Annotated in this window: 17 protein-coding genes; 9 read left to right on the top strand and 8 right to left on the bottom strand. The window is 58.9% G+C overall.

Annotation, left to right across the window (positions count from 1 at the left end; genetic code table 11):
- Window positions 1-102: 102 nt before the first annotated feature.
- Entirely contained in the window at window positions 103-711 is a 609-nt protein-coding gene (locus ACUTQY_RS19350; RefSeq protein ID WP_046688001.1) for a LysE family translocator, read from the top strand.
- On the opposite strand, the gene ACUTQY_RS19345 is transcribed toward ACUTQY_RS19350, so the two are convergent.
- The 4 genes from ACUTQY_RS19345 to ACUTQY_RS19330 form a co-directional block, all read right to left on the bottom strand.
- Window positions 708-1,259: an MltR family transcriptional regulator gene (locus ACUTQY_RS19345; RefSeq protein WP_016929575.1), complete on the bottom strand. Its 552-nt coding sequence runs from the start codon at window positions 1,257-1,259 to the stop codon at window positions 708-710. The genes ACUTQY_RS19350 and ACUTQY_RS19345 overlap by 4 nt on opposite strands.
- Window positions 1,260-1,353: 94 nt before the next feature.
- Window positions 1,354-2,499 carry a mannitol-1-phosphate 5-dehydrogenase gene (locus ACUTQY_RS19340; protein WP_033652306.1) on the bottom strand — a complete coding sequence of 382 codons (1,146 nt, stop codon included), beginning with the start codon at window positions 2,497-2,499 and terminating at the stop codon, window positions 1,354-1,356.
- 58 nt (window positions 2,500-2,557) lie between these two features.
- Window positions 2,558-4,477 (bottom strand): PTS mannitol transporter subunit IICBA, encoded by a 1,920-nt coding sequence (locus ACUTQY_RS19335; RefSeq protein ID WP_046688000.1) that lies wholly within the window; start codon window positions 4,475-4,477, stop codon window positions 2,558-2,560.
- 542 nt (window positions 4,478-5,019) lie between these two features.
- A complete protein-coding gene (locus ACUTQY_RS19330) occupies window positions 5,020-5,739 on the bottom strand; it encodes a DUF3053 domain-containing protein (protein ID WP_025304780.1) in 720 nt (239 codons plus the stop codon).
- Between the two features lie 217 nt (window positions 5,740-5,956).
- Here ACUTQY_RS19330 and ACUTQY_RS19325 point away from each other — a divergent pair, with 217 nt between their 5' ends.
- The gene (locus ACUTQY_RS19325) at window positions 5,957-6,961 is read left to right on the top strand and encodes a Fic family protein (RefSeq protein ID WP_060660858.1); all 1,005 of its coding nucleotides are present in this window, start codon (window positions 5,957-5,959) and stop codon (window positions 6,959-6,961) included.
- Between the two features lie 40 nt (window positions 6,962-7,001).
- Here the strand turns inward: ACUTQY_RS19325 and glyS are convergent, their stop codons facing one another.
- A complete protein-coding gene (glyS, locus tag ACUTQY_RS19320) occupies window positions 7,002-9,071 on the bottom strand; it encodes a glycine--tRNA ligase subunit beta (RefSeq protein WP_042783397.1) in 2,070 nt (689 codons plus the stop codon).
- Between the two features lie 9 nt (window positions 9,072-9,080).
- On the bottom strand, window positions 9,081-9,998 hold the full coding sequence (glyQ, locus tag ACUTQY_RS19315) for a glycine--tRNA ligase subunit alpha (RefSeq protein ID WP_004933966.1): 918 nt from the start codon (window positions 9,996-9,998) through the stop codon (window positions 9,081-9,083).
- A gap of 474 nt (window positions 9,999-10,472) precedes the next feature.
- On the opposite strand from glyQ, the gene ACUTQY_RS19310 reads away from it, so the two are divergent.
- On the top strand, window positions 10,473-11,147 hold the full coding sequence (locus ACUTQY_RS19310) for an acyl-homoserine-lactone synthase (protein ID WP_042783396.1): 675 nt from the start codon (window positions 10,473-10,475) through the stop codon (window positions 11,145-11,147).
- Here ACUTQY_RS19310 and ACUTQY_RS19305 read toward each other — a convergent pair.
- Both ACUTQY_RS19305 and ACUTQY_RS19300 read right to left on the bottom strand, forming a co-directional pair.
- Entirely contained in the window at window positions 11,094-11,840 is a 747-nt protein-coding gene (locus tag ACUTQY_RS19305) for a helix-turn-helix transcriptional regulator (RefSeq protein ID WP_033645125.1), read from the bottom strand. The two genes, ACUTQY_RS19310 and ACUTQY_RS19305, sit on opposite strands and share 54 nt — an antisense overlap.
- A gap of 591 nt (window positions 11,841-12,431) precedes the next feature.
- Window positions 12,432-14,420: an autotransporter domain-containing esterase gene (locus ACUTQY_RS19300; protein ID WP_046687999.1), complete on the bottom strand. Its 1,989-nt coding sequence runs from the start codon at window positions 14,418-14,420 to the stop codon at window positions 12,432-12,434.
- 197 nt (window positions 14,421-14,617) lie between these two features.
- Here ACUTQY_RS19300 and ACUTQY_RS19295 point away from each other — a divergent pair, with 197 nt between their 5' ends.
- From ACUTQY_RS19295 to ACUTQY_RS19270, 6 genes are all read left to right on the top strand, one after another.
- The gene (locus tag ACUTQY_RS19295; RefSeq protein WP_046687998.1) at window positions 14,618-15,184 is read left to right on the top strand and encodes a DNA-3-methyladenine glycosylase I; all 567 of its coding nucleotides are present in this window, start codon (window positions 14,618-14,620) and stop codon (window positions 15,182-15,184) included.
- Window positions 15,181-15,633 carry an N-acetyltransferase gene (locus ACUTQY_RS19290; RefSeq protein WP_046688561.1) on the top strand — a complete coding sequence of 151 codons (453 nt, stop codon included), beginning with the start codon at window positions 15,181-15,183 and terminating at the stop codon, window positions 15,631-15,633. Before ACUTQY_RS19295 ends, ACUTQY_RS19290 begins: the two co-directional genes overlap by 4 nt.
- A 248-nt stretch (window positions 15,634-15,881) precedes the next feature.
- On the top strand, window positions 15,882-16,544 hold the full coding sequence (locus ACUTQY_RS19285; protein ID WP_033645129.1) for an OmpA family lipoprotein: 663 nt from the start codon (window positions 15,882-15,884) through the stop codon (window positions 16,542-16,544).
- Window positions 16,545-16,668: 124 nt separating this feature from the next.
- Entirely contained in the window at window positions 16,669-17,703 is a 1,035-nt protein-coding gene (locus tag ACUTQY_RS19280; protein WP_004933951.1) for a LacI family DNA-binding transcriptional regulator, read from the top strand.
- Window positions 17,704-17,868: 165 nt separating this feature from the next.
- Window positions 17,869-18,621, top strand: coding sequence for a sugar phosphate isomerase/epimerase family protein (locus ACUTQY_RS19275; protein ID WP_033652313.1), 753 nt, complete (start codon window positions 17,869-17,871; stop codon window positions 18,619-18,621).
- A 7-nt stretch (window positions 18,622-18,628) separates the two neighbouring features.
- A complete protein-coding gene (locus tag ACUTQY_RS19270; protein WP_046688560.1) occupies window positions 18,629-19,594 on the top strand; it encodes a sugar kinase in 966 nt (321 codons plus the stop codon).
- Window positions 19,595-19,627: the final 33 nt, after the last annotated feature.

Below are 19,627 nucleotides of genomic sequence, written 5' to 3'. Positions count from 1 at the left end.
AACCATGACAATATCCGATTTGTGATTCTGTCACCATCCCATCGCAGCGATTATGCTGATCCTCTCGTTATTACCGTCATTTTCACGTTCAAGGAACCTGCCATGCTGGACTCCGCCTTTGTCAGCTACGTCACCGTCATGTCGATCACTCCCGGCCCCAACAACCTGCTGCTGGCCTCGTCGGGCGTTAACTTCGGCCTGCGCCGCACCCTGCCGATGCTGTTCGGCATCTGCGTCGGTTGTGCGGTACAGCTGACGATCATTATCCCGCTGCTGGCGCTGGCGCTGAGCTGGGCCGGCGTCATCCGCCTGCCGCTGGCGGTGATCGGCTGCGCCTATCTGCTGTGGCTGTCATGGAAGCTGTTTCAGGCGGCCTCGCCGGACGCCAAAGAACAGGCGCAGCCGATGAGCCTGCTCAGCGGCGCGCTGTTTCAGGCAATCAACCCCAAGGCCTGGCTGATGGTGATCAACGTGGCGATCCTGTTCACCCCGCGCGAAGGCGCCACTTTCGTCCATACGCTGTCTATCATCGCCGGTTTCGCGCTGCTGAACTTGCCGTGCGTGCTGCTGTGGGCGGTGTTGGGCGACCGGTTGCGCAACGCGCTGCGGGTCACCTGGAAACTGCGCGCCTTCAACGGCGTGATGTCCGGGCTGATGGCCGCCACCGCGCTGTGGTTGCTGTTCGACGAATGGCGCGCGGCCTTCGCTTAGCCGCGGCCGAGAGGAGAGAGTCGGGAAGGTTGTTTGGCGCCGATGCCGGCGATCAGGTCGGTAATGGACAGCACCATGGTGGAGCGCACCATCTGCTGATAGCGCTGGCGCTGCATGGCGATCAGCGCTTCATCCGCCTCGCCCGGCTGCAGGAAGGTCGGCACCGGCGGCAGCGCGGCCACGCAGTGCAGCTCGCCGAACGGCCCGAGGATTTCGTCGTCAACGAAGCGGTATTCCGAACCGTCGTGGTTCAGCTCTTCGCGCATCGCCATCAGCAGTTCGGCGTCTTCATATTCGTGGCGGGAGATCACCCCCAGCCCGTACATCAGCTTCAGGCGTACCGACAGCTCCCCCAGCGGGCCGCTGCCGGACAATAGCGGTTCGACGGCGTATTTCACCGCATAGTCGTCCTTGCGGAATACCTGCACCACCAGCACGTTGAGCGCTTCCGCCAGCAGCTCTACCGCCGCGATCAGGAAGCTGCGCACCGTTTTGCCCGCGTTCAGCTTTTCCAGAACCTGGTTTTCAAATGCCTGTGCTTCTTCCATCGTCGCTTTTCGAAAGGCGTGGGGAGGGCCGTCGATGCCGAACTCGGGTTCCAGGAGCGCAGCAAGCTGCGCTCGGGTGTTCATCATCACGATTCTACTTGTGCATGGCGTTATACACAGCAACGGCCTCTTCTACAACCTCGCTTTCCGCCGGCAGGCCGGAAATTTGCGCCAGCGCGGCTTTCGGCCCGAGCGTGTTCAGCAGTTCCGCCAGTTCCTGCGCCTGCGGATCCTGTTCGCTGCGGTAGCTCATGGCGGCGGCGATGCCCTGGATCAGGTTGGCATGCGGCAGGCCGTATTCCAGCGTGCCCAGCAGCGGTTTGATCAGGCGATCGCCGGCGCTCAGTTTGCGCAGCGGCTGGCGCCCTACGCGCTCGACGTCGTCGTGCAGATACGGATTTTCAAAGCGGCCGAGGATTTTGTTGATGTAGGCGGCATGCTTGTCGGCGTCGAAGCCGTAACGCTTGATCAGCACCGCGCCGCTCTCTTCCATCGCCCCTTTCACCACGCGGCGGATCGCCGGGTCGAGAATGGCGTCGCGAATGGTTTGCAGCCCGGCCCGTTGGCCGAGGTAGGCGGTGATCGCGTGGCCGGTGTTGAGGGTGAACAGCTTGCGCTCGACGAACGCCATCAGGTTGTCGGTCAGTTCCATGCCGGCGATCGCCGGTGGCTGGCCTTTAAACTGCGTCTGATCGACGATCCATTCGCTGAAGGTTTCCACCGTCACTTCCAGCGGATCGCTGCTGTCCGCCGGCGGCACAATGCGGTCGACCGCCGAATCGACGAAGCCGACGTGCTGTTCAACCCATGCCTGCTCGTCCTGCGGCAGCGCGGCGAACACGTGCTGCTTCAGCTGGCTGGTGCCGCGCACCATGTTCTCGCAGGCGATGATGTTCAGCGGCTGCACATTGCCCTGCTGATGGCGCAGCACCAGCCCTTTGGCGATCGTGCCGGCGATTTTGGCGAGAATTTGCGGGCCAACGGCGGTGGTCACCAGATCCGCCTCGGCGATCAGCGCCGCCGCGGCCTCGCTGCCGCTGTTGACGGCGCTGACGTTGTTGACGCGCTCCACGCGCTCTTGCTCGCCCACCACGTGCACCGAGTAGCTTTTTCGGCTGTTCAGCAGATCCAGCACCGTTTGATTGACGTCGGCGAAGGTCACCTCAACCCCGGCGTCCGCCAGCAGCTTGCCGATAAAACCACGGCCGATATTCCCTGCGCCAAAATGTAATGCTTTCATAACTCTACCTTCTTAATGTCGAAGGGTGCAGCAAGCTGCACCCTTTAAAATGATTCCGTTATCCAGCTTTTTTGCCGCCGAGCAGGTCCAGCACTTCCTGAACGCTGGTGGTATTCGCCAGCCGCTCGATCACGCTCTCGTCATCCAGCGCGTTGGTCAGGCTGGTGATCACCTGAATATGCTCGTTGTTGCGCGCGGCGATGCCGATCACCAGACGGGCCACTTCATCCTCTTCATCGCCGAAGCGCACGCCCTGTGGGTACTGACAGAACACCACGCCGGTGCGCAGCACCCGGTCTTTGGCCTCGATGGTGCCGTGCGGCACGGCGATCGATTCGCCCAGGTAAGTGGAGGTGAGCTTTTCGCGCTCCAGCATCGCCGGCACGTATTCCGCCTCGACGTAGCCGCCCTTCACCAGCTGCTCGCCGGCGAAGCGGATCGCCTGCTCTTTGTCGCTGGCCTGCAGGTTGAGGAACACGTTGCTCTCGCTCAGCTTGAACAGGTTCGGTTCCCCGGCTTCAAAGCTGTCGTCCAGCGCGCCCAGCACCTTCTGCTGGTTGTCGGTGGTTTTGTTGACCGCCACCAAACGCTCGACCAGATCGCTGTACAGCTTGCTGTCGAGGAAGTTGGTCAGCGAGATGTGCTGGGCCTGCGGTGCGTGGCGCATCGCGCGCTCGGTCAGATCGCGGTGGGTGATCACCAGATCCACGTCGTCCGGCAGGCTATTGATGGCGCTGTTGGTCACCGAGATGTTCTTCAGCCCGGCGTCGGCCACTTTCTTGCGCAGCACCCCGGCGCCCATGGCGCTGGAACCCATGCCCGCATCGCAGGCGACGATGATTTTGCGCACGGTGCTCAGATCGCCGTCGACCGATGCCGGCACCGCCGCGCCGCCTTTGGACTGCGATTTCATCTCTTGCATGCGACGGGTCGCGGCTTCCAGATCGTCATCCTCTTTCACCTTGGAGGTTTTCAGCAGGAAAGCGGATACCACGAAGGAGACGGCGAAGGCTGCGCATACCGCCGCAATGTTGGCGAAGTAAGCGCCTTTCGGCGTCATCGCCAGCACCGCCAAAATCGAACCCGGGGAAGCCGGAGAAACCAGGCCGCCGTTCAGCATCGTCAGGGTAAAGACGCCGGTCATGCCGCCCAGGATCACCGCCAGCAGCAAGCGTGGGTTCATCAGCACGTAGGGGAAGTAGATTTCGTGGATGCCGCCCAGGAAGTGAATGATCGCCGCACCGCCGGCGGATTGCTTGGCGCTGCCGCGGCCAAAGAACATGTAGGCCATCAGCACGCCCATGCCCGGACCTGGGTTGGCTTCTATCAGGAAGAACACCGATTTGCCGGCTTCCGTGGCCTGCTGAATACCCAGCGGCGAGAAGATGCCGTGGTTGATGGCGTTGTTCAGGAACAGGATTTTCGCCGGTTCAACGAAGATGGACGCCAATGGCAGCAGGTTGTTCGTCACCATCACGTGCACGCCCGCCGCCAGCAGCTTGGAAAGCACCTCCACCAGCGGCCCGATGCCCAGGAAGGCCAGGATCGCCAGCAGCATGCCGATGATGCCGGCGGAGAAGTTGTTCACCAGCATTTCAAAGCCGCTTTTGATCTTGCCGTCCACCCAGCGATCGAAATGCTTGATGGCCCAACCGCCCAGCGGGCCGGCGATCATCGCGCCGAGGAACATCGGCATGTCGGCGCCGACGATGACGCCCATGGTGGTGATGGCGCCGACCACGCCGCCGCGATCGCCGCCCACCAGCCGCCCGCCGGTGTAGCCGATCAGCAGCGGCAGCAGGTAGGTGATCATCGGGCCTACCAGCTTAGCCAAGGTCTCATTCGGCAGCCAGCCGGTTGGAATGAATAGCGCGGTGATAATCCCCCAGGCGATAAAGGCGCCGATGTTGGGCATCACCATGTTGCTCAGGAAGCGGCCAAAGTTTTGCACTTTAACCTTGATGTCTGGTGAAAACATAAAACACACCCCTATTGTTACGCGCTGACAATAGAGCGCGTGATTATTGTTGTGACGATCCAGCCGTGTTGCCGCTGTATGCGAAACGGACTCTATCACGCTGTTTTTGTCACGCGAACTTCACGGATTTTTTGTGATACAAATCACACACAACACCCCAACAAACCACCCTTTATAGTGACTAAGATCACATTTATGGCGTGTAAAAAAAGCACAGTGAGAAAAAAGTCGCCACAAAACCCCCAATAAAGTGACTATGATCACATTTTTAAATTGGCGTTTTGTTTTTGAATTGTGACATTAGTCACAATTTATTTTTAGCTGCAGCGCCGATCGCAACGCTCTGTTTGATCTTCCCTGTGAGCACTCATCCCGCCGGGAACTAGCGAAGTGATGAATGAAAGAAAACTACATTGCCTAATGAATGGATTAATTGAAGTGTAGTACAGAAGCCTGCGCAATAAGCCAGCAAGCGATTGGAAACGCTGAGGGGAAATAAAACAGGCCGGCAATGCCGGCCTGTTTCGCGCCTGGACGCGTTATTATTGCGTCACGCTTTGAATGGTTTTCTGCGCATTCATCAGGTTCTGCTGCTTAGCCACCAGATTCGACATCATGGTGTTGTATTGCGCCACCTGCTGCGCAGTGCGGAACTGCACGCCGTTGTTGTTGAAGCTGACCTGATTGCCCTGGCTCTGCAGGAAGTCGCCGACCTGCACCAGATCCTGCACAAAGCTGGCGGTAGTCGGGATCGCCGGCATCAAGGCGTTGGCCGGGGCGGTGACGATCTTGTCATAGGCCTGGTTGTACACCGCCTTCAGATCGTCAGGCTGCTTCAGCGCCGCGTGGGCAGTATCCGCCTGCGATTTGGCCGACTGGATCTGCTGGCCCAACAGGTTCAACGCCCCGACCGATTGCTGCAGCGCGTCGCGTTTGTTCAGGTAGTCCTGCGCGGTGCGGATCTGGTTAATCTGATCCAGCGCCGGCGTCAGGCTGGCGCCGACCGACTTGGACAACTGCTGCGAAAAGCCGACCAATATCGCGTAATCACCGGCATAGTTGCCGAACTTCTGTTTCTGGTCTTCGCTCAGCGTGGGGATGTTCGCCCCGCTGCGCATCACGGTATTCTGTAAGTAATCGATAAATGCTTTGCGCTGTTCCGGCTCTTTATCGCCGCAGGCGGTCAATTGCATGACCACCAACAATGCCAATACCGGTGCCAACCAACGCGCGAAACCTCTGCTCTGGATCCCTACCGCCATGTGACATAACTCCTGTTATAAACCTGCTTTTTCATTGGACTCCGCCCCTTTTTCCGCACTCCGTGCGCCTATAAGAATAGATCAACTGGCGGCGTTCCGATACGCGATTCCGCTTGCGGTGAACATTGTCTCAGCCGGGCGGTTGAAAACGGCGTACTGCACGTGCCACGCACGCATGGTACACTTTTCCAACGTTTATCGTCGGGCCAACTTGCTCATGTCCTCTTATCAGCCACCGTTGACCATCACGCCCTCCATTCTGCATCTGGCGACAGACGTCGGCGCCGCATTGGCCCGTTTGACGATACAAGCGGAACAAGAGCATGCATTGCGGCTAAGGCGCATCAATCGGATCCGCACTATTCAAGGTTCGTTGGCGATCGAAGGCAATACCCTGAGCGAAGAGCAGATCACCGCTATCATCGCAGGTAAGCGCGTCATCGCCCCTCCGCGTGACGTTCAGGAAGCGATGAATGCCATCCATTGCTATACCAACCTGAATCATTGGCATCCCGAAAATGAACGCGATCTGCTTGCCGCACATGGGATGTTGATGAACAGCTTACTGCCTGATGCTGGCCGCTATCGTCAAAGCGGCGTCGGCGTGATGAACGGCAATGTTGTGATACATATGGCTCCACCGGCGGAACGCGTACCGTTGCTAATCCGTCAATTGCTCATCTGGCTGCAACAAACCGACCTGCCACCGCTGATCGGCAGCTGTGTATTTCACTATGAATTCGAATTTATCCATCCCTTTGCCGATGGAAACGGCCGTATGGGACGGTTGTGGCAAACGCTGATTTTGTCACGCTGGGATCCGTTGTTCGCCAACGTGCCGGTTGAGAGTCTGGTACATGATAACCAACCCGGATATTACCAGGCGCTGAATGCCAGCAACCAAAAGACCGATTGCTCACCCTTCGTTGAATTCATGCTGGAAATGATTCTAAAAGCGCTTGAGCTGAGCATTACCCCCCAAGTCACCCCCCAAGTCACCCCCCAAGTCGCTGACTTGCTAGCGGCGCTGCAAGGGGAGATGTCGCGAGAAGCACTCCAGAATGTTCTACAGTTGCAAGATCGAAAATCTTTCCGCGAGCGCTATCTACAGCCGGCCTTGAATGCGGGTTGGATTGAAATGACGCTACCGGATAAACCCAAGAGCCGTTTACAACGCTATCGCTTGACCGCTGCCGGTATCAGACTGTTACGCCAACCATAAAAAAGGCGCCCGCAGGCGCCTTTTCACAGCAAAGAACCGCTTACTGCAGCACGGAGATATCCGCCACCTGCAGGAACAGCTCACGCAGTTTGCTCAGCAGCGTCAGACGGTTAACGCGCACTTCCGCATCGTCCGCCATTACCATCACGTTGTCGAAGAACGCATCCACCGGCTCACGCAGCGCGGCCAGTTCCACCAGCGCTTCCTGGTAGTTGCCCGCCGCGAAGTACGGCTGCAGCTTGTCGCGCAGCACCACCAGGTGAGTCGCCAGCTGGATCTCCGCCGCATCCTTCAGCACCGAGGCGCGCACGCTGTCGTTCAGCGTTTCGCTAGACTTGGCCAGAATGTTGGAGACGCGTTTGTTGGCCGCAGCCAATGCCGCCGCCTCGTCCAGCGTACGGAAATGGGATACCGCCTTGACGCGCGCGTCGAAGTCGGCCGGTTTGGTCGGACGGCGCGCCAGCACCGCCTGAATGGTATCGACCGCGTGGCCTTCTTCCTGATACCAGGCGCGGAAACGACCCAGCATGAATTCCACCACGTCGTCGACCACCTTGGCATTGGTCAACTTGCTGCCGTACAGGCGCACGGCCTCTTCGGTCAGAGTCTGCAGATCCAATGGCAGGTTTTTCTCGACGATGATGCGCAACACGCCCAGCGCGGCGCGGCGCAGCGCGAACGGGTCTTTATCGCCCTTCGGATGCTGCCCGATGCCGAAGATGCCGGCCAGGGTGTCCATCTTGTCGGCGATCGCCAGCGAGCAGGCCACCAGCGACTGCGGCAGCGCATCACCGGCGTAGCGCGGCTGATACTGCTCGTTCAGCGCAACGGCGACGTCTTCCGCCTCACCGTCGTGGCGCGCATAATGCATGCCCATCACGCCCTGGGTGTCGGTGAATTCGAACACCATGTTGGTCATCAGGTCACACTTCGACAACAGGCCAGCACGGGTGGCGTGGTTGACGTCGGCGCCAATCTGGCCGGCAACCCAGCCCGCCAGCGCCTGGATGCGATCGGTTTTGTCGCGCAGGGTGCCCAGCTGCTGTTGGAACAGCACGGTTTCCAGGCGCGGCAGGTTGTCTTCCAGACGTTTTTTGCGGTCGGTGTTGAAGAAGAACTCGGCGTCGGCCAAACGCGGACGCACCACCTTCTCGTTGCCGGAGATGATCTGCTGCGGGTCTTTCGACTCGATGTTGGCCACGAAGATAAAGTTAGGCAGCAGTTTGCCTGCGGCGTCGTACACCGGGAAATACTTCTGGTCGCCCTTCATGGTGTACACCAGCGCTTCCGCCGGCACCGCCAGGAATTTCTCTTCGAATTTGGCGGTCAGCACCACCGGCCATTCCACCAGCGAGGCCACTTCTTCCAGCAGGCTGTCGCTCAGATCGGCCTTGCCGCCGATCTTCTGCGCCGCCAGTTCGGCGTCGCGTTTGATAAGGGCTTTGCGCGCTTCGTAGTCAGCGACCACTTTGCCGCGCTCCAGCAGGATCTGCGGATATTGGTCGGCATTGTCGAGGGTGAACTCGGCTTCGCCCATGAAGCGGTGGCCGCGCACGGTGCGCGCGGATTCGATGCCCAGCACGGTGCCCGGGATCAGATCGGCGCCCAGCAGCATCGTGACGGTGTGCACCGGACGCACGAACTGCACGTCGGAATCGCCCCAGCGCATCAGTTTCGGGATCGGCAGCTTGCCGAGCGCGGTGCTGACCATGCCGGCCAGCAGTTGTTGCGCCGACTGGCCTTTGACATGGGCGCGGTACATCAACCACTCGCCCTTGTCGGTCACCAGGCGCTCCGCCTGATCGACGGTGATACCGCAGCCGCGCGCCCAGCCTTCGGCCGCTTTGCTCGGTTTGCCTTCGGCGTCGAACGCCTGAGCGATCGCCGGGCCGCGTTTTTCAATTTCGCGATCGGCCTGCGCCGCGCTCAGGTTGGCCACTTTCAGCGCCAGGCGGCGCGGTGCGGCGAACCAGCTCACGTCACCGTGTTCCAGGCCGGCGTTGTCCAGCTCGGCGGTGAAGTTGGCGGCGAAAGATTCCGCCAGGGAACGAAGAGCCTTCGGCGGCAGCTCTTCCGTGCCGATTTCCACCAGGAAAGTCTGTTGAGTCATGGCTGCCTCTTAGTTCTCGTTCTTCTTGTTGCACATCGGGAAGCCCAGCGCTTCGCGGGAAGCGTAGTAGGCTTCGGCAACGGCTTTGGTCAGCGTGCGGATGCGCAGAATGTAGCGTTGACGCTCGGTCACCGAAATCGCCTTGCGCGCGTCCAGCAGGTTGAAGGTATGGCCCGCCTTCAGGATGCGTTCGTAGGCCGGCAGCGGCAGCGGTTTTTCCAGCGCCAGCAGCGATTGGGCTTCTTTCTCGTACTGCTCGAAGCAGGAGAACAGGAAATCGACGTCGGCGTATTCGAAGTTGTAGGTGGACTGCTCCACTTCGTTCTGATGGAACACGTCGCCGTAGGTGGTGACGCCCAGCGGGCCGTTGCTCCACACCAGATCGTACACGCTGTCCACGCCCTGGATGTACATCGCCAGACGCTCCAGGCCATAGGTGATCTCGCCGGTCACCGGCTTGCACTCCAGGCCGCCGACCTGCTGGAAGTAGGTGAACTGCGTCACTTCCATGCCGTTCAGCCACACTTCCCAACCCAGGCCCCAGGCGCCGAGCGTCGGGTTTTCCCAGTTGTCTTCCACGAAGCGGATGTCGTGGATGGTCGGATCCAGACCCAGCTCTTTCAGCGAGCCCAGGTAGAGTTCCTGAATGTTGTCCGGCGATGGCTTAATCACCACCTGGAACTGATAGTAGTGCTGCAGACGGTTCGGGTTTTCGCCGTAGCGGCCGTCGGTCGGGCGACGGGATGGCTGCACATAAGCGGCGGCCATCGGCTCCGGCCCCAGTGCGCGCAGGCACGTCATCGGGTGTGAGGTTCCCGCGCCGACTTCCATGTCCAATGGTTGAACGATGGTGCAGCCCTGGCGCGCCCAATAATCCTGCAGTGTCAGGATCAGGCCCTGGAAGGTCTTGGTATCAAACTTTTGCATGTTGAATTCGCACGCGATACAAGTGGATTTATATGGAATGCGCCAGTATACCCTTTGACCGTAAGATATACAGCCAGAATCCGGCAACAAGTGCGAATCGGGGCGAGAAGCGCTGGATTTTCACCCGTCGGCCAAGAAAACCGTCGGCGACATCGGCGCCGCAGAAGGCGAGGTACCGCACCGCTTTCGCAGGCTCGGGTATCGGCTGGCTTTAGAGAAACGCCGATTCATCCCCCGCATGCTTCCACTACCGGCAGCTTGAGGCTTCTTCGACAAACAACAGGCGTGTTGAACAATATTCAAATAAGTGAATGGAATGAAAAAAAACATAACTCAGTGTTATATATTTACTTTATTCTTACCGACGCGGCATCGACTGAAATTTACTTGCCATAGTGACTCTGGTAGTATAACAAGAACAAATAACAGCCGCAGCTAAAAAGCCATTTAAGTCGCTTAGGAAAAAGATTGAAAATGATAGAGCTCTTTGACGTAGACTATAATTTGCTGCCAGATAACAGATCGAAAGAACTATTCTCTTTAAGAAAAAAAACGTTTAAAGACCGTTTAGACTGGCTCGTTAATTGCGAAAATAACATGGAGTTTGACGAATACGACAACCGTCACGCCACCTATATTTTCGGTACCTACCAAGATCACGTCATTTGCAGCTTGCGATTTATCGAAACGAAATACCCAAACATGATCAGCGATGGCGTATTCGACAATTACTTTAACGATATAAAACTCCCCGAAGGGAATTACGTTGAAGCCAGCAGATTATTTATAGACAAGGCGCGCATTCAAGCACTTCAACTCCATCAAGCGCCAATTAGCACCATGCTTTTCCTGTCGATGATAAACTATGCAAGAAGCTGCGGCTACGAAGGCATATACGCCATTATCAGTCACCCGATGCGCATTATTTTCCAACGCTCCGGCTGGCATATCTCGGTGGTAAAAACCGGATGCTCCGAAAAGAATAAAAATATTTATCTGATCTATCTGCCGATAGACGATGCCAACCGGAACAGATTGCTGGCGCGCATCAACCAACACGCCACAAAGTGGGATAACCCGTTGGATTCCTGGCCATTATCCTTCCGAGTCAGCGAGAAGCGGCCGGATGAGCTGCAGCTCCACACCTAACCTGATGGCATGTTTGGCATTGGTGACGCCAAGCTTTTTGACGGCGTTGCCGATGTGATATTTTACGGTGGTGAGTTTTATTCCCAGGATAAGGGCAATTTCTTGATAGGATTTACCTAAGCTCGCCCAGTAGATGATCTCATTTTCACGCTTGGAGAAAAACTCCCGCTGGTTCATTTTTTCAAAGTCAGCCGGCGTGCTCATTTCCTGGTAGAGCGCCGTCATTTTTCCGTGCATGGTAATCAGCAGCATTTGAATTTCGGCCTTATTATTGTCAATCTGCTGTTCAACATCCGCATCACAATGCTTATCCAACATAATGGATAACACCACCAGATTATGATGATGATCGTGCAAGACGAAAGTATACCCATTAATAATATTGTAGTTCTTGGCCATATCAAAAATCTTTGGCAATTTTAATCCTGCGCCAATTTCCAAATCTTTATCCCAGGTAAACGGGGTGATTCTATGCGATGCGGTAATCAAAACGGGATCAATAAACTGATAGTTATTTTTGATATAAAACTCGAACCACTCCGTCCTATTGGAAATGATTGAAAAGCTAGTCGGATTTCTTTTATTCATTATAGCATAGGCATATTTTATATTATTGTATTTGCTCAGCCCGCGTTCCAACTCTTCTTTTATAGAGGCATTAATGGTTTCATTATTGAAAAAAAAGTTAGACACTCACCAATCCTCTTCAAGAAATAACATCACTATAAAACTGAGAAGAGTATAACCCGGTTGCGCCGCCAAGTAAATTAAACCGACAGGCATAATAGGAAGCGTTAATAATCAACAGGCGTTTTAAAGAGTCAATTAAAATAATTTCGGAGGGGAAATTAATTTAATCGAGAAATAAGCGCGTCGCTGAAGAAGGGGCGGCAGAGGGCATTATCCGGCAAAGAAACACAAAGAAAACAAAATCATAACAACTCGGCATCATGACATGCATCTGACAAAAGCGTTCTGTCGCGTTGAAGATGAGAGGGGCCAGACAGGCAGGCGAAAACGCCCCGCATCCGATGATGAAGGGAAAAAGCCATTGACAGTGAAGATTTGGATATACAATAATAACCAAAATTTTCCCTGGTGTTGGCCAAGTGGCTACCTGATCCTTTATAGGATCAGTTTTTTTTTGTAGCGCTGTATTTTATCGTTATGCAATAACGATAAGAACTTTCAGCGATAAATGATAGTTGTACTAAAGTACAGTCTCATCCGCCCACATCGCCTCGCCATCTCGCCGTCACAGGCTCTATCCTCTCCCGAGAGTTCTCAGAAGCGCGCGCTGACGCCGACGTTATACATAAACTGCTCGCCGCTGCTCAGGCCGCCGGTTTGCGAGACGGTGGCGAAGGCCGACACTCTGTCCGTCAACGGCATGTTGGCCCCCAGCGTGACATCCACCCAGTTTTTGTCCTGACCCGCACTGTCGCGAGTAAATGAGGTTTGCGTCGATTTCAGGCCGCCGCCGGCGCGGTAGACGTCATCGCCGAACTGATGCTGATAACTCACTTCCGCATAGGGGTTAAACACGCCGAATTGCGTATCCAACCGCCAGCCCAACGCGCCGATCTGCGAATGATAGGTTTGATCGTTGAAGCGCATGGCGGTGCTGTCATCACCGTCTTCGCTGTAGCCGGACACTTGGCTGTAATCCCAGGCGAACTGCGCCACCGGCCCGGTGGTGAGATAAGCAGCGATAGGGAAGTCATAGCCGGCGGTCACGCGCGCGCCCCACTGCTTGCCGGAGGTCGAACCGGTTTCGGTGCGCGTCAGCGGCCCCAACCGCATGCTGCGGCGGATGTCGTCATAATCCATCGTCGCATAGTGCAGATCGGCATTGACCCACCCCTGCTCGAATATGGCCAGCGAACTGAAGGCCGACAGCAGCACCCCACGCGCCTTGTAGTCATAGCGGCTGGAAGGATGCTGAGCGTCGTTGGAACCGGCGATCAACGCACCGATCAACCAGCTGTCGGTCAGTTGATAGTCCACGCCGACGGTCAGGTTGTGGGTGGTGGCGTTGCCATCCCCCGCCGCCCGGTTATCGGCATAGTCATAGTGCTGGCCTGCGTAGCCGCCGAACACGCCCAGCGAGCCCTGCGGATTGTCGCCGTTGCGCAGCTGCTGGAAACGGCTATCGAGCGTGGCGCGGCTGTCACGCGCCATCGCCGCCGTCGCCTGATTCAGCGCCACCACCTGCGCCGGGCCATCCAACACCGCCTGGATATAATCCGCAATCAGCAGGTGCGCCTGCGGGCTGGGGTGGAAATGGTCGGAGAACAGATAGGACTGGCCGGCGTCGAAGCCGGGCATGTCGGAACGGCAAACCGCCGAGGAAACGCCCGCCGGACAAGCCATGCCGGCCGTGTTGGCGAAGCCGAACTGCGCCGGATTGGCGATCGCTTCTGCGAACAGCTTGTTCACGTCCACCCGCACGATATTGCCGCCCCCCTGCGCCAGCAAACGGTCTTCGCTTTGATTATAGAAATCGGTCAGCTGAGCGGCCTGCGCGCTCAGGCTGTCATACGCCGCCACAAGCTGGGCGGCGATCGCCTGCTGCACCTGAGGGATCGCGCTGCCCTGCTTCGCCGCGGCGGCCAACGCCGCGTGGATCGCCTGCGTGCGCGAAGCGTTGTCCGGGGTAGCCACCGAATTGAGCGTGGCATAGGCCGCCTGAATCGCCGCCCCCTGTACCGGCGGCAGCGCCTGCTGAATGATTAGCTCCATCAGCTGCGGCGTGGAGCCGATGTTCGGCACCGTCGGCACGATCACCGTGCCGGCGCCGGCGTTCAGCAGCGAATGCACCTGCGCGGCGGCGGCCGCGGCGCTGTTATAGGCCACGCCGGGCGCGGTAGCGGCGTTCAACGCCGCCGCCGCCAAATCGTTACCGCCAATCCAGTGAATATACAAACCGTCGCCATCGGCCTGGCCGTTAACCCGATTCAGGTAGCGCTGCACCTGATCCTGGGTGTTGTCGACCGGGTTCAGGCCCGGCACCGCCACGGCGCCGCCGGCGGCGTAGTTTTCACCGCCGTTGTCCGAGGCCACCAGCGCCGCACCGATGCGTTGCGCCAACGCTTCGTCGTACAGCAGGTGCTGACTGCCGTCATAGGTGAACCGGCCGTTGTTGCCGGTATCACTCAGGCTGTCGCCAAAGACGTAGAGTTGGTCATACGCCTGAACCGGAAGGGTCACACTGCAAAGTAACGCCACTGCAAGCGCCGCCGGGCGGGGCATGCATGTTATTTTTAGAGGCATGAATCGACTCCTGAGAGCCTGCAAATGAAGGCAATGTCGTTTTTATCGTTGGCCGGTTTTCCACCGGCCATGTAGTAACTATTGTCGGCTTTTTCGTCACGTCAAGCGGGGCTGCGGACAAAACAATCAGAGGCTTGCCAAGTTCGCCGCTTCGAGCGATGATTACTGTTCATAAATACAGCATAAGGACATTCAGGATGGCAGACGAACGTTGCGGTTGGGTGACGGCCGATCCGTTGTATCTCGAGTATCACGACAAGGAATGGGGCACGCCCACCACCGACGCGCGCGAGCTGTTTGAAATGCTGTGTCTGGAGGGACAACAGGCCGGTCTTTCCTGGATCACCGTGCTGAAAAAGCGCGAGAACTACCGCCGCGCCTTCCATGATTTCGATCCGCAGCGGGTCGCCGCCATGACCGAACAAGACGTGGAAAGGCTGCTGCAAGACAGCGGCATCATCCGTCACCGCGGCAAGATAGAAGCCATCATCACCAACGCCAAAGCCTATCTGGCGATGGAGACGGCCGGCGAGAATTTCGTCACCTTCATATGGGACTTCGTCGGCGGCCGGCCCCAGCTCAACCGCTGGCAGGCGCTGAACCAGGTTCCGGCCAAAACCGAGCAGTCCGACGCCATGTCCAAGGCGTTGAAAAAGCGCGGCTTCAAGTTTATCGGCTCCACCATCTGTTACGCCTTCATGCAGGCCAGCGGGCTGGTGAACGATCATCTCACGGGGTGCATGTGCTACCCAAAGCCACGCTGATCCGCCCCTGTGGCCCGGCGGATATCGACCGGCTGATGGCGCTGTGGCTGCCCAGCACCATCGCCGCCCATCCGTTCGTGGCGGAAAAATACTGGCGTGAAAGCGCCGCACTGGTGCGGGAAAATTACCTGCCGCGCGCGCAGAGCTGGGCCTGCTGGCATGAAAACGAGATCGTCGGCTTTATCAGCGTGCTGGACGAACAGTTCATCGGCGCGCTGTTTGTCGATCGGGCGTATCACGGCCGCGGCGTCGCCCAGGCGCTGATGACGCACGTGCAGCAGCGCTACCGCCGGCTCAGCCTGGAGGTTTATCAGCAAAACCTGCGCGCCTGCGCGTTTTACCACAAGCACGGTTTTCAGGTGACGCAGCGCCTGTTTAACGACGAAACCCAGGCCTATACGCTGATCATGAACTGGCCGGCAATCGAGAATTCAACCGGTTACGGTTAAAAAAGGCGCATTCGCGCCCTGGCGGCGCGCAATTAGGAATCCGCTGCATGGCGCCGCCCGGCGTTTTGTCGCATAACTCCCCCAGCACTTACCCGCGCTCATCATTTGTCACGTTTTTCTCCGGAACTGCCGGCGAGCCAACGCGTCATAGTAGCGCGGTGATGCGGGCCCCACCTGCGTCGCCTACTTTTTTGCGCCCCCGTGTTGGGCCGGCGCGTACAGATATTGATGCCATTAAGGACAAGAACATGAAAAAACGCATTGCAATTATTGCCGGCGCAGTGAGCGTCGCGCTCACGCTGTCGGCCTGTACCACCAACCCTTACACCGGCGAATCCGAAGTCGGCAAGTCCGGCATCGGCGCGGGCCTCGGGGCCGCACTGGGCGCTGGCGTCGGCGTACTGTCCTCTTCCAAGAAAGATCGCGGCAAGGGCGCGCTGATCGGCGCGGCGGCCGGTGCGGCGCTCGGCGGCGGCGCTGGCTATTACATGGACGTGCAGGAAGCCAAACTGCGCGACAAGATGAAAGGCACCGGCGTCAGCGTCACCCGTCAGGGCGACAACATCGTGCTGAACATGCCGAACAACGTGACCTTCGACAGCAGCAGCGCCACGCTGAAACCGGCGGGCGCCAACACCCTGACCGGCGTCGCTATGGTGCTGAAAGAGTATCCGAAAACCGCAGTCAACGTCATCGGCTACACCGACAGCACCGGTTCCCGTTCGCTCAACATGAACCTGTCGCAGCAGCGCGCCGATGGCGTAGCCAGCGCGCTGATCACCCAGGGCGTGGCGGCGAACCGTATCCGCACCGCCGGTGCCGGCCCGGACAACCCGATCGCGTCCAACAGCACCGCGGAAGGCAAGGCGCAAAACCGCCGCGTCGAGATCACCCTCAGCCCGCTGCAATAATCCCGCGCGGGGCGCCACCGGCGCCCCGCCGCTTCCCTGCGATTTTCTCCTTATCCTTCAACATTCCCGCCCGCACGCCGGGTATGGTAGTCTCCTTGGCAATTAACCGCAGGAGGGATCGGCTGTGAGCACTGTCAAGGCAACGCGCGCCTCAGGACGCGCCACCATCAGCGATGTAGCGAGCATCGCCAAAACCGGCAAGACCAGCGTGTCACGCTATCTGAATGGTGAACAGCACCTGCTTTCCGACGATCTCAAACAGCGCATCGAACAGGCGATCCAGCAGCTCGACTACCGCCCAAGCCAGATGGCGCGCAGCCTGAAGGGCGGCCAAACGCGCCTGATCGGCCTGATCCTCGCCGATATCACCAACCCCTATTCGGTGGACGTGATGCGCGGCATCGAGGCCGCCTGCCGCCAACACGGCTTTACCCTGCTGGTGTGCAACACCAACAACGAAGTCAATCAGGAACAGCACTACCTGCAGCTGCTCAGCAGTTACCGGGTGGAAGGCATCGTGGTCAACGCGGTCGGCATGCGCGAGGAAGCGTTATCCACGCTGCAACAGTCGATGCTGCCGATGGTGCTGATCGACCGCAAAATCCCCGACTTCGCCTGCGACGTAGTGGGCCTGAACAACCGCGAAGCCGCCACCGTCGCCACCGAGCACCTGCTGCAACAAGGCTTCGAAGCGATCCTGTTCCTCAGCGAACCGCTCGGTACGGTCAATACCCGCCTGGAACGCCTGCACGCCTTCAGGCATACCATGGCGCAGCACCCTGCGCTGCTGGCGGAGCAGGCCGAAACGCCGCTCAACGATCGGCAAAAACTGGAACAGGTGCTGAGCGATTTCAGCGGCCGTCATCGCGGCATGCGCAAGGCGGTGATCTCCGCCAACGGCGCCCTGACGCTGCAGGTGGCGCGCGCCATGCGCCGGCTCGGCATCCAGTGGGGCAACGACATCGGCCTGCTGGGCTTCGACGAGCTGGAGTGGGCGGAACTGGCGGGCGTCGGCATCACCACGCTGAAACAACCCACCTACCAAATGGGGCACGCGGCGCTGGAGCGGCTGGTGCAGCGTATTCAGGGTCTGGCCGCCCCCAGCGGCGAGCAGATGTTCTCCGGCGAGCTGATCGTCCGCGGCTCCACCACCCGCTAACCCGCCTTCTCCGGGGCCTTAACCGCCCCGCCTTCATCGGCTGTTTTTTGCTCAGCTTCGTGATTGCGATCATATTTTTACACTCTGTCGCTTTCTACTGGAACCGGTTCCATTTAACGTACCGGTAACAGCAGCGGCGGCGACAATGCCGCCTCAGGAGTCAAAATGAAAACAGAAATCATCGTGGTCACCGGTGCCTACGGCGCCGATACCGTCAAACAACAGGGCGGCCAGCGCGCGCTGTTGCCCATCATCGCCGGCGCGGGCGCCGACGGGGTGGAGATCCGCCGCGAACTGTTCGCCGCCGGCGAACTGGACAGCCTGCCTGCGCTGGCCCAGGAGATAGAACGCCAGCAGCTGTTCGCCGTCTATTCCGCCCCTGAGGCGCTGTTCACTCCGCAACATACGCTGAATCCCAACCTGCCGGCGCTGCTGGCGGAAGCGCAGGCGCTGAACGCGCGCCAGCTGAAGCTCTCCCTCGGCCATTTCCGCCCCGGCTTCGATTTTACCGAGCTGAAAGTGGCGCTGGAGCAACATCCGGTCAAACTGGTGGTCGAGAACGACCAAACGCCGGACTGCGGCATTTTGTCGATGCTGAACGCCTTTTTCCATGCAGCGGAAGATAGCCACCTGCCGGTCAGCATGACCTTCGATATGGCCAACTGGCTGTGGGTGGGGCAAGACGCCTTCGCCGCCGCCGAGCGCCTGGCCCGCCACGTCGGTTACGTGCACGTCAAGGCCGCCACGCAAGGTCCGCGCGGCTGGCGCGCCATTGCGCTGGACGATACCGACGGCAGCTGGCGCGATCTGCTGGCCCGCCTGCCGCACGATGCGCCGCGCGGCATCGAATTCCCGTTGCAGGGTGATGACCTGGAAGCCGTCACCCGCCATTACGTCAATATTTTGCGTGCGGAGTAACCCCATGATGACAACGTTAACGGCAACGACGGCGCAGCAGGCGCCCCTGGATGTGGTCACTCTGGGTGAAGCCATGGCGATGTTCGTGGCGGCGCAGACCGGCGATTTGGCGGAGGTGGAAACCTTCACCAAACGCATCGCCGGCGCCGAACTGAACGTGGCGATCGGCCTGGCTCGTCTGGGCATGAACGTCGGCTGGGTCAGCCGCGTCGGCAACGACTCGTTTGGCCGCTTCACCCTGCAGCAGCTGAAAAAAGAAGGCATCAACTACCGGCAGGTGACGGTCGACGGCCACTATCCGACCGGTTTTCAGGTGAAATCCAAGACTACCGATGGTACCGATCCCAGCGTGGAATATTTCCGTAAAGGCTCGGCGGCCAGCCGCCTGTCAGTCGCCGATTTCAACCGCGAGTATTTCGGTTCCGCGCGCCACCTGCACCTGAGCGGCGTGGCGGCGGCGCTGTCCGGCGAATCACTGGCGCTGTGCCACCATGCGGCGCGCGAGATGCGCGCCATGGGCAAAACCATTTCGTTCGATCCCAATCTGCGCCCGGTGCTGTGGCCCAGTCGCGAGGTGATGATCGAGCAGCTGAACCAGCTGGCGTTCGCCGCCGACTGGGTGCTGCCGGGGTTGAAAGAGGGACAGATCCTCACCGGCCAATCGACGCCGGAAGGCATCGCCGATTTCTATCTGGAGCGCGGCGTGCAGGCGGTGATCATCAAAACCGGCCCGGACGGCGCCTGGTTTAAAACCGCCGCCGGCGATAAAGCGGCGGTGGCCGCGGTCAAGGTCGACAACGTGGTGGATACCGTAGGGGCGGGTGACGGCTTTGCCGTCGGCACCCTCAGCGCCCTGCTGGAAGGCAAAACGCTGGTACAGGCGGTGCAGCGCGGCAACAAAATCGGCTCGCTGGCGATCCAGGCCATCGGCGACAGCGAAGGCCTGCCGACCCGCGCGGCGCTAGCCGAATAACAATAAAAAAACGACTTCTCCGCATGACGTCAG

The organism is Serratia sp. TSA_130.1 (genome assembly GCF_052691795.1).
Note: the sequence above shows the minus strand (reverse complement) of the source record. Positions and strands in the feature narration are given on the sequence as shown.

What these genes read in the sequence shown, in the direction of transcription:
- ACUTQY_RS19270 (WP_046688560.1), top strand. Translation starts at nt 18,629, where the DNA reads ATGACAACGTTAACGGCAACGACGGCGCAGCAGGCGCCCCTGGATGTG.
- ACUTQY_RS19295 (WP_046687998.1), top strand. Translation starts at nt 14,618, where the DNA reads ATGGCAGACGAACGTTGCGGTTGGGTGACGGCCGATCCGTTGTATCTC.
- ACUTQY_RS19275 (WP_033652313.1), top strand. Translation starts at nt 17,869, where the DNA reads ATGAAAACAGAAATCATCGTGGTCACCGGTGCCTACGGCGCCGATACC.
- ACUTQY_RS19330 (WP_025304780.1), bottom strand. Translation starts at nt 5,739, where the DNA reads ATGGCGGTAGGGATCCAGAGCAGAGGTTTCGCGCGTTGGTTGGCACCG.
- ACUTQY_RS19285 (WP_033645129.1), top strand. Translation starts at nt 15,882, where the DNA reads ATGAAAAAACGCATTGCAATTATTGCCGGCGCAGTGAGCGTCGCGCTC.
- ACUTQY_RS19325 (WP_060660858.1), top strand. Translation starts at nt 5,957, where the DNA reads ATGTCCTCTTATCAGCCACCGTTGACCATCACGCCCTCCATTCTGCAT.
- ACUTQY_RS19335 (WP_046688000.1), bottom strand. Translation starts at nt 4,477, where the DNA reads ATGTTTTCACCAGACATCAAGGTTAAAGTGCAAAACTTTGGCCGCTTC.
- ACUTQY_RS19340 (WP_033652306.1), bottom strand. Translation starts at nt 2,499, where the DNA reads ATGAAAGCATTACATTTTGGCGCAGGGAATATCGGCCGTGGTTTTATC.
- ACUTQY_RS19350 (WP_046688001.1), top strand. Translation starts at nt 103, where the DNA reads ATGCTGGACTCCGCCTTTGTCAGCTACGTCACCGTCATGTCGATCACT.
- glyQ (WP_004933966.1), bottom strand. Translation starts at nt 9,998, where the DNA reads ATGCAAAAGTTTGATACCAAGACCTTCCAGGGCCTGATCCTGACACTG.
- glyS (WP_042783397.1), bottom strand. Translation starts at nt 9,071, where the DNA reads ATGACTCAACAGACTTTCCTGGTGGAAATCGGCACGGAAGAGCTGCCG.
- ACUTQY_RS19300 (WP_046687999.1), bottom strand. Translation starts at nt 14,420, where the DNA reads ATGCCTCTAAAAATAACATGCATGCCCCGCCCGGCGGCGCTTGCAGTG.
- ACUTQY_RS19310 (WP_042783396.1), top strand. Translation starts at nt 10,473, where the DNA reads ATGATAGAGCTCTTTGACGTAGACTATAATTTGCTGCCAGATAACAGA.
- ACUTQY_RS19345 (WP_016929575.1), bottom strand. Translation starts at nt 1,259, where the DNA reads ATGGAAGAAGCACAGGCATTTGAAAACCAGGTTCTGGAAAAGCTGAAC.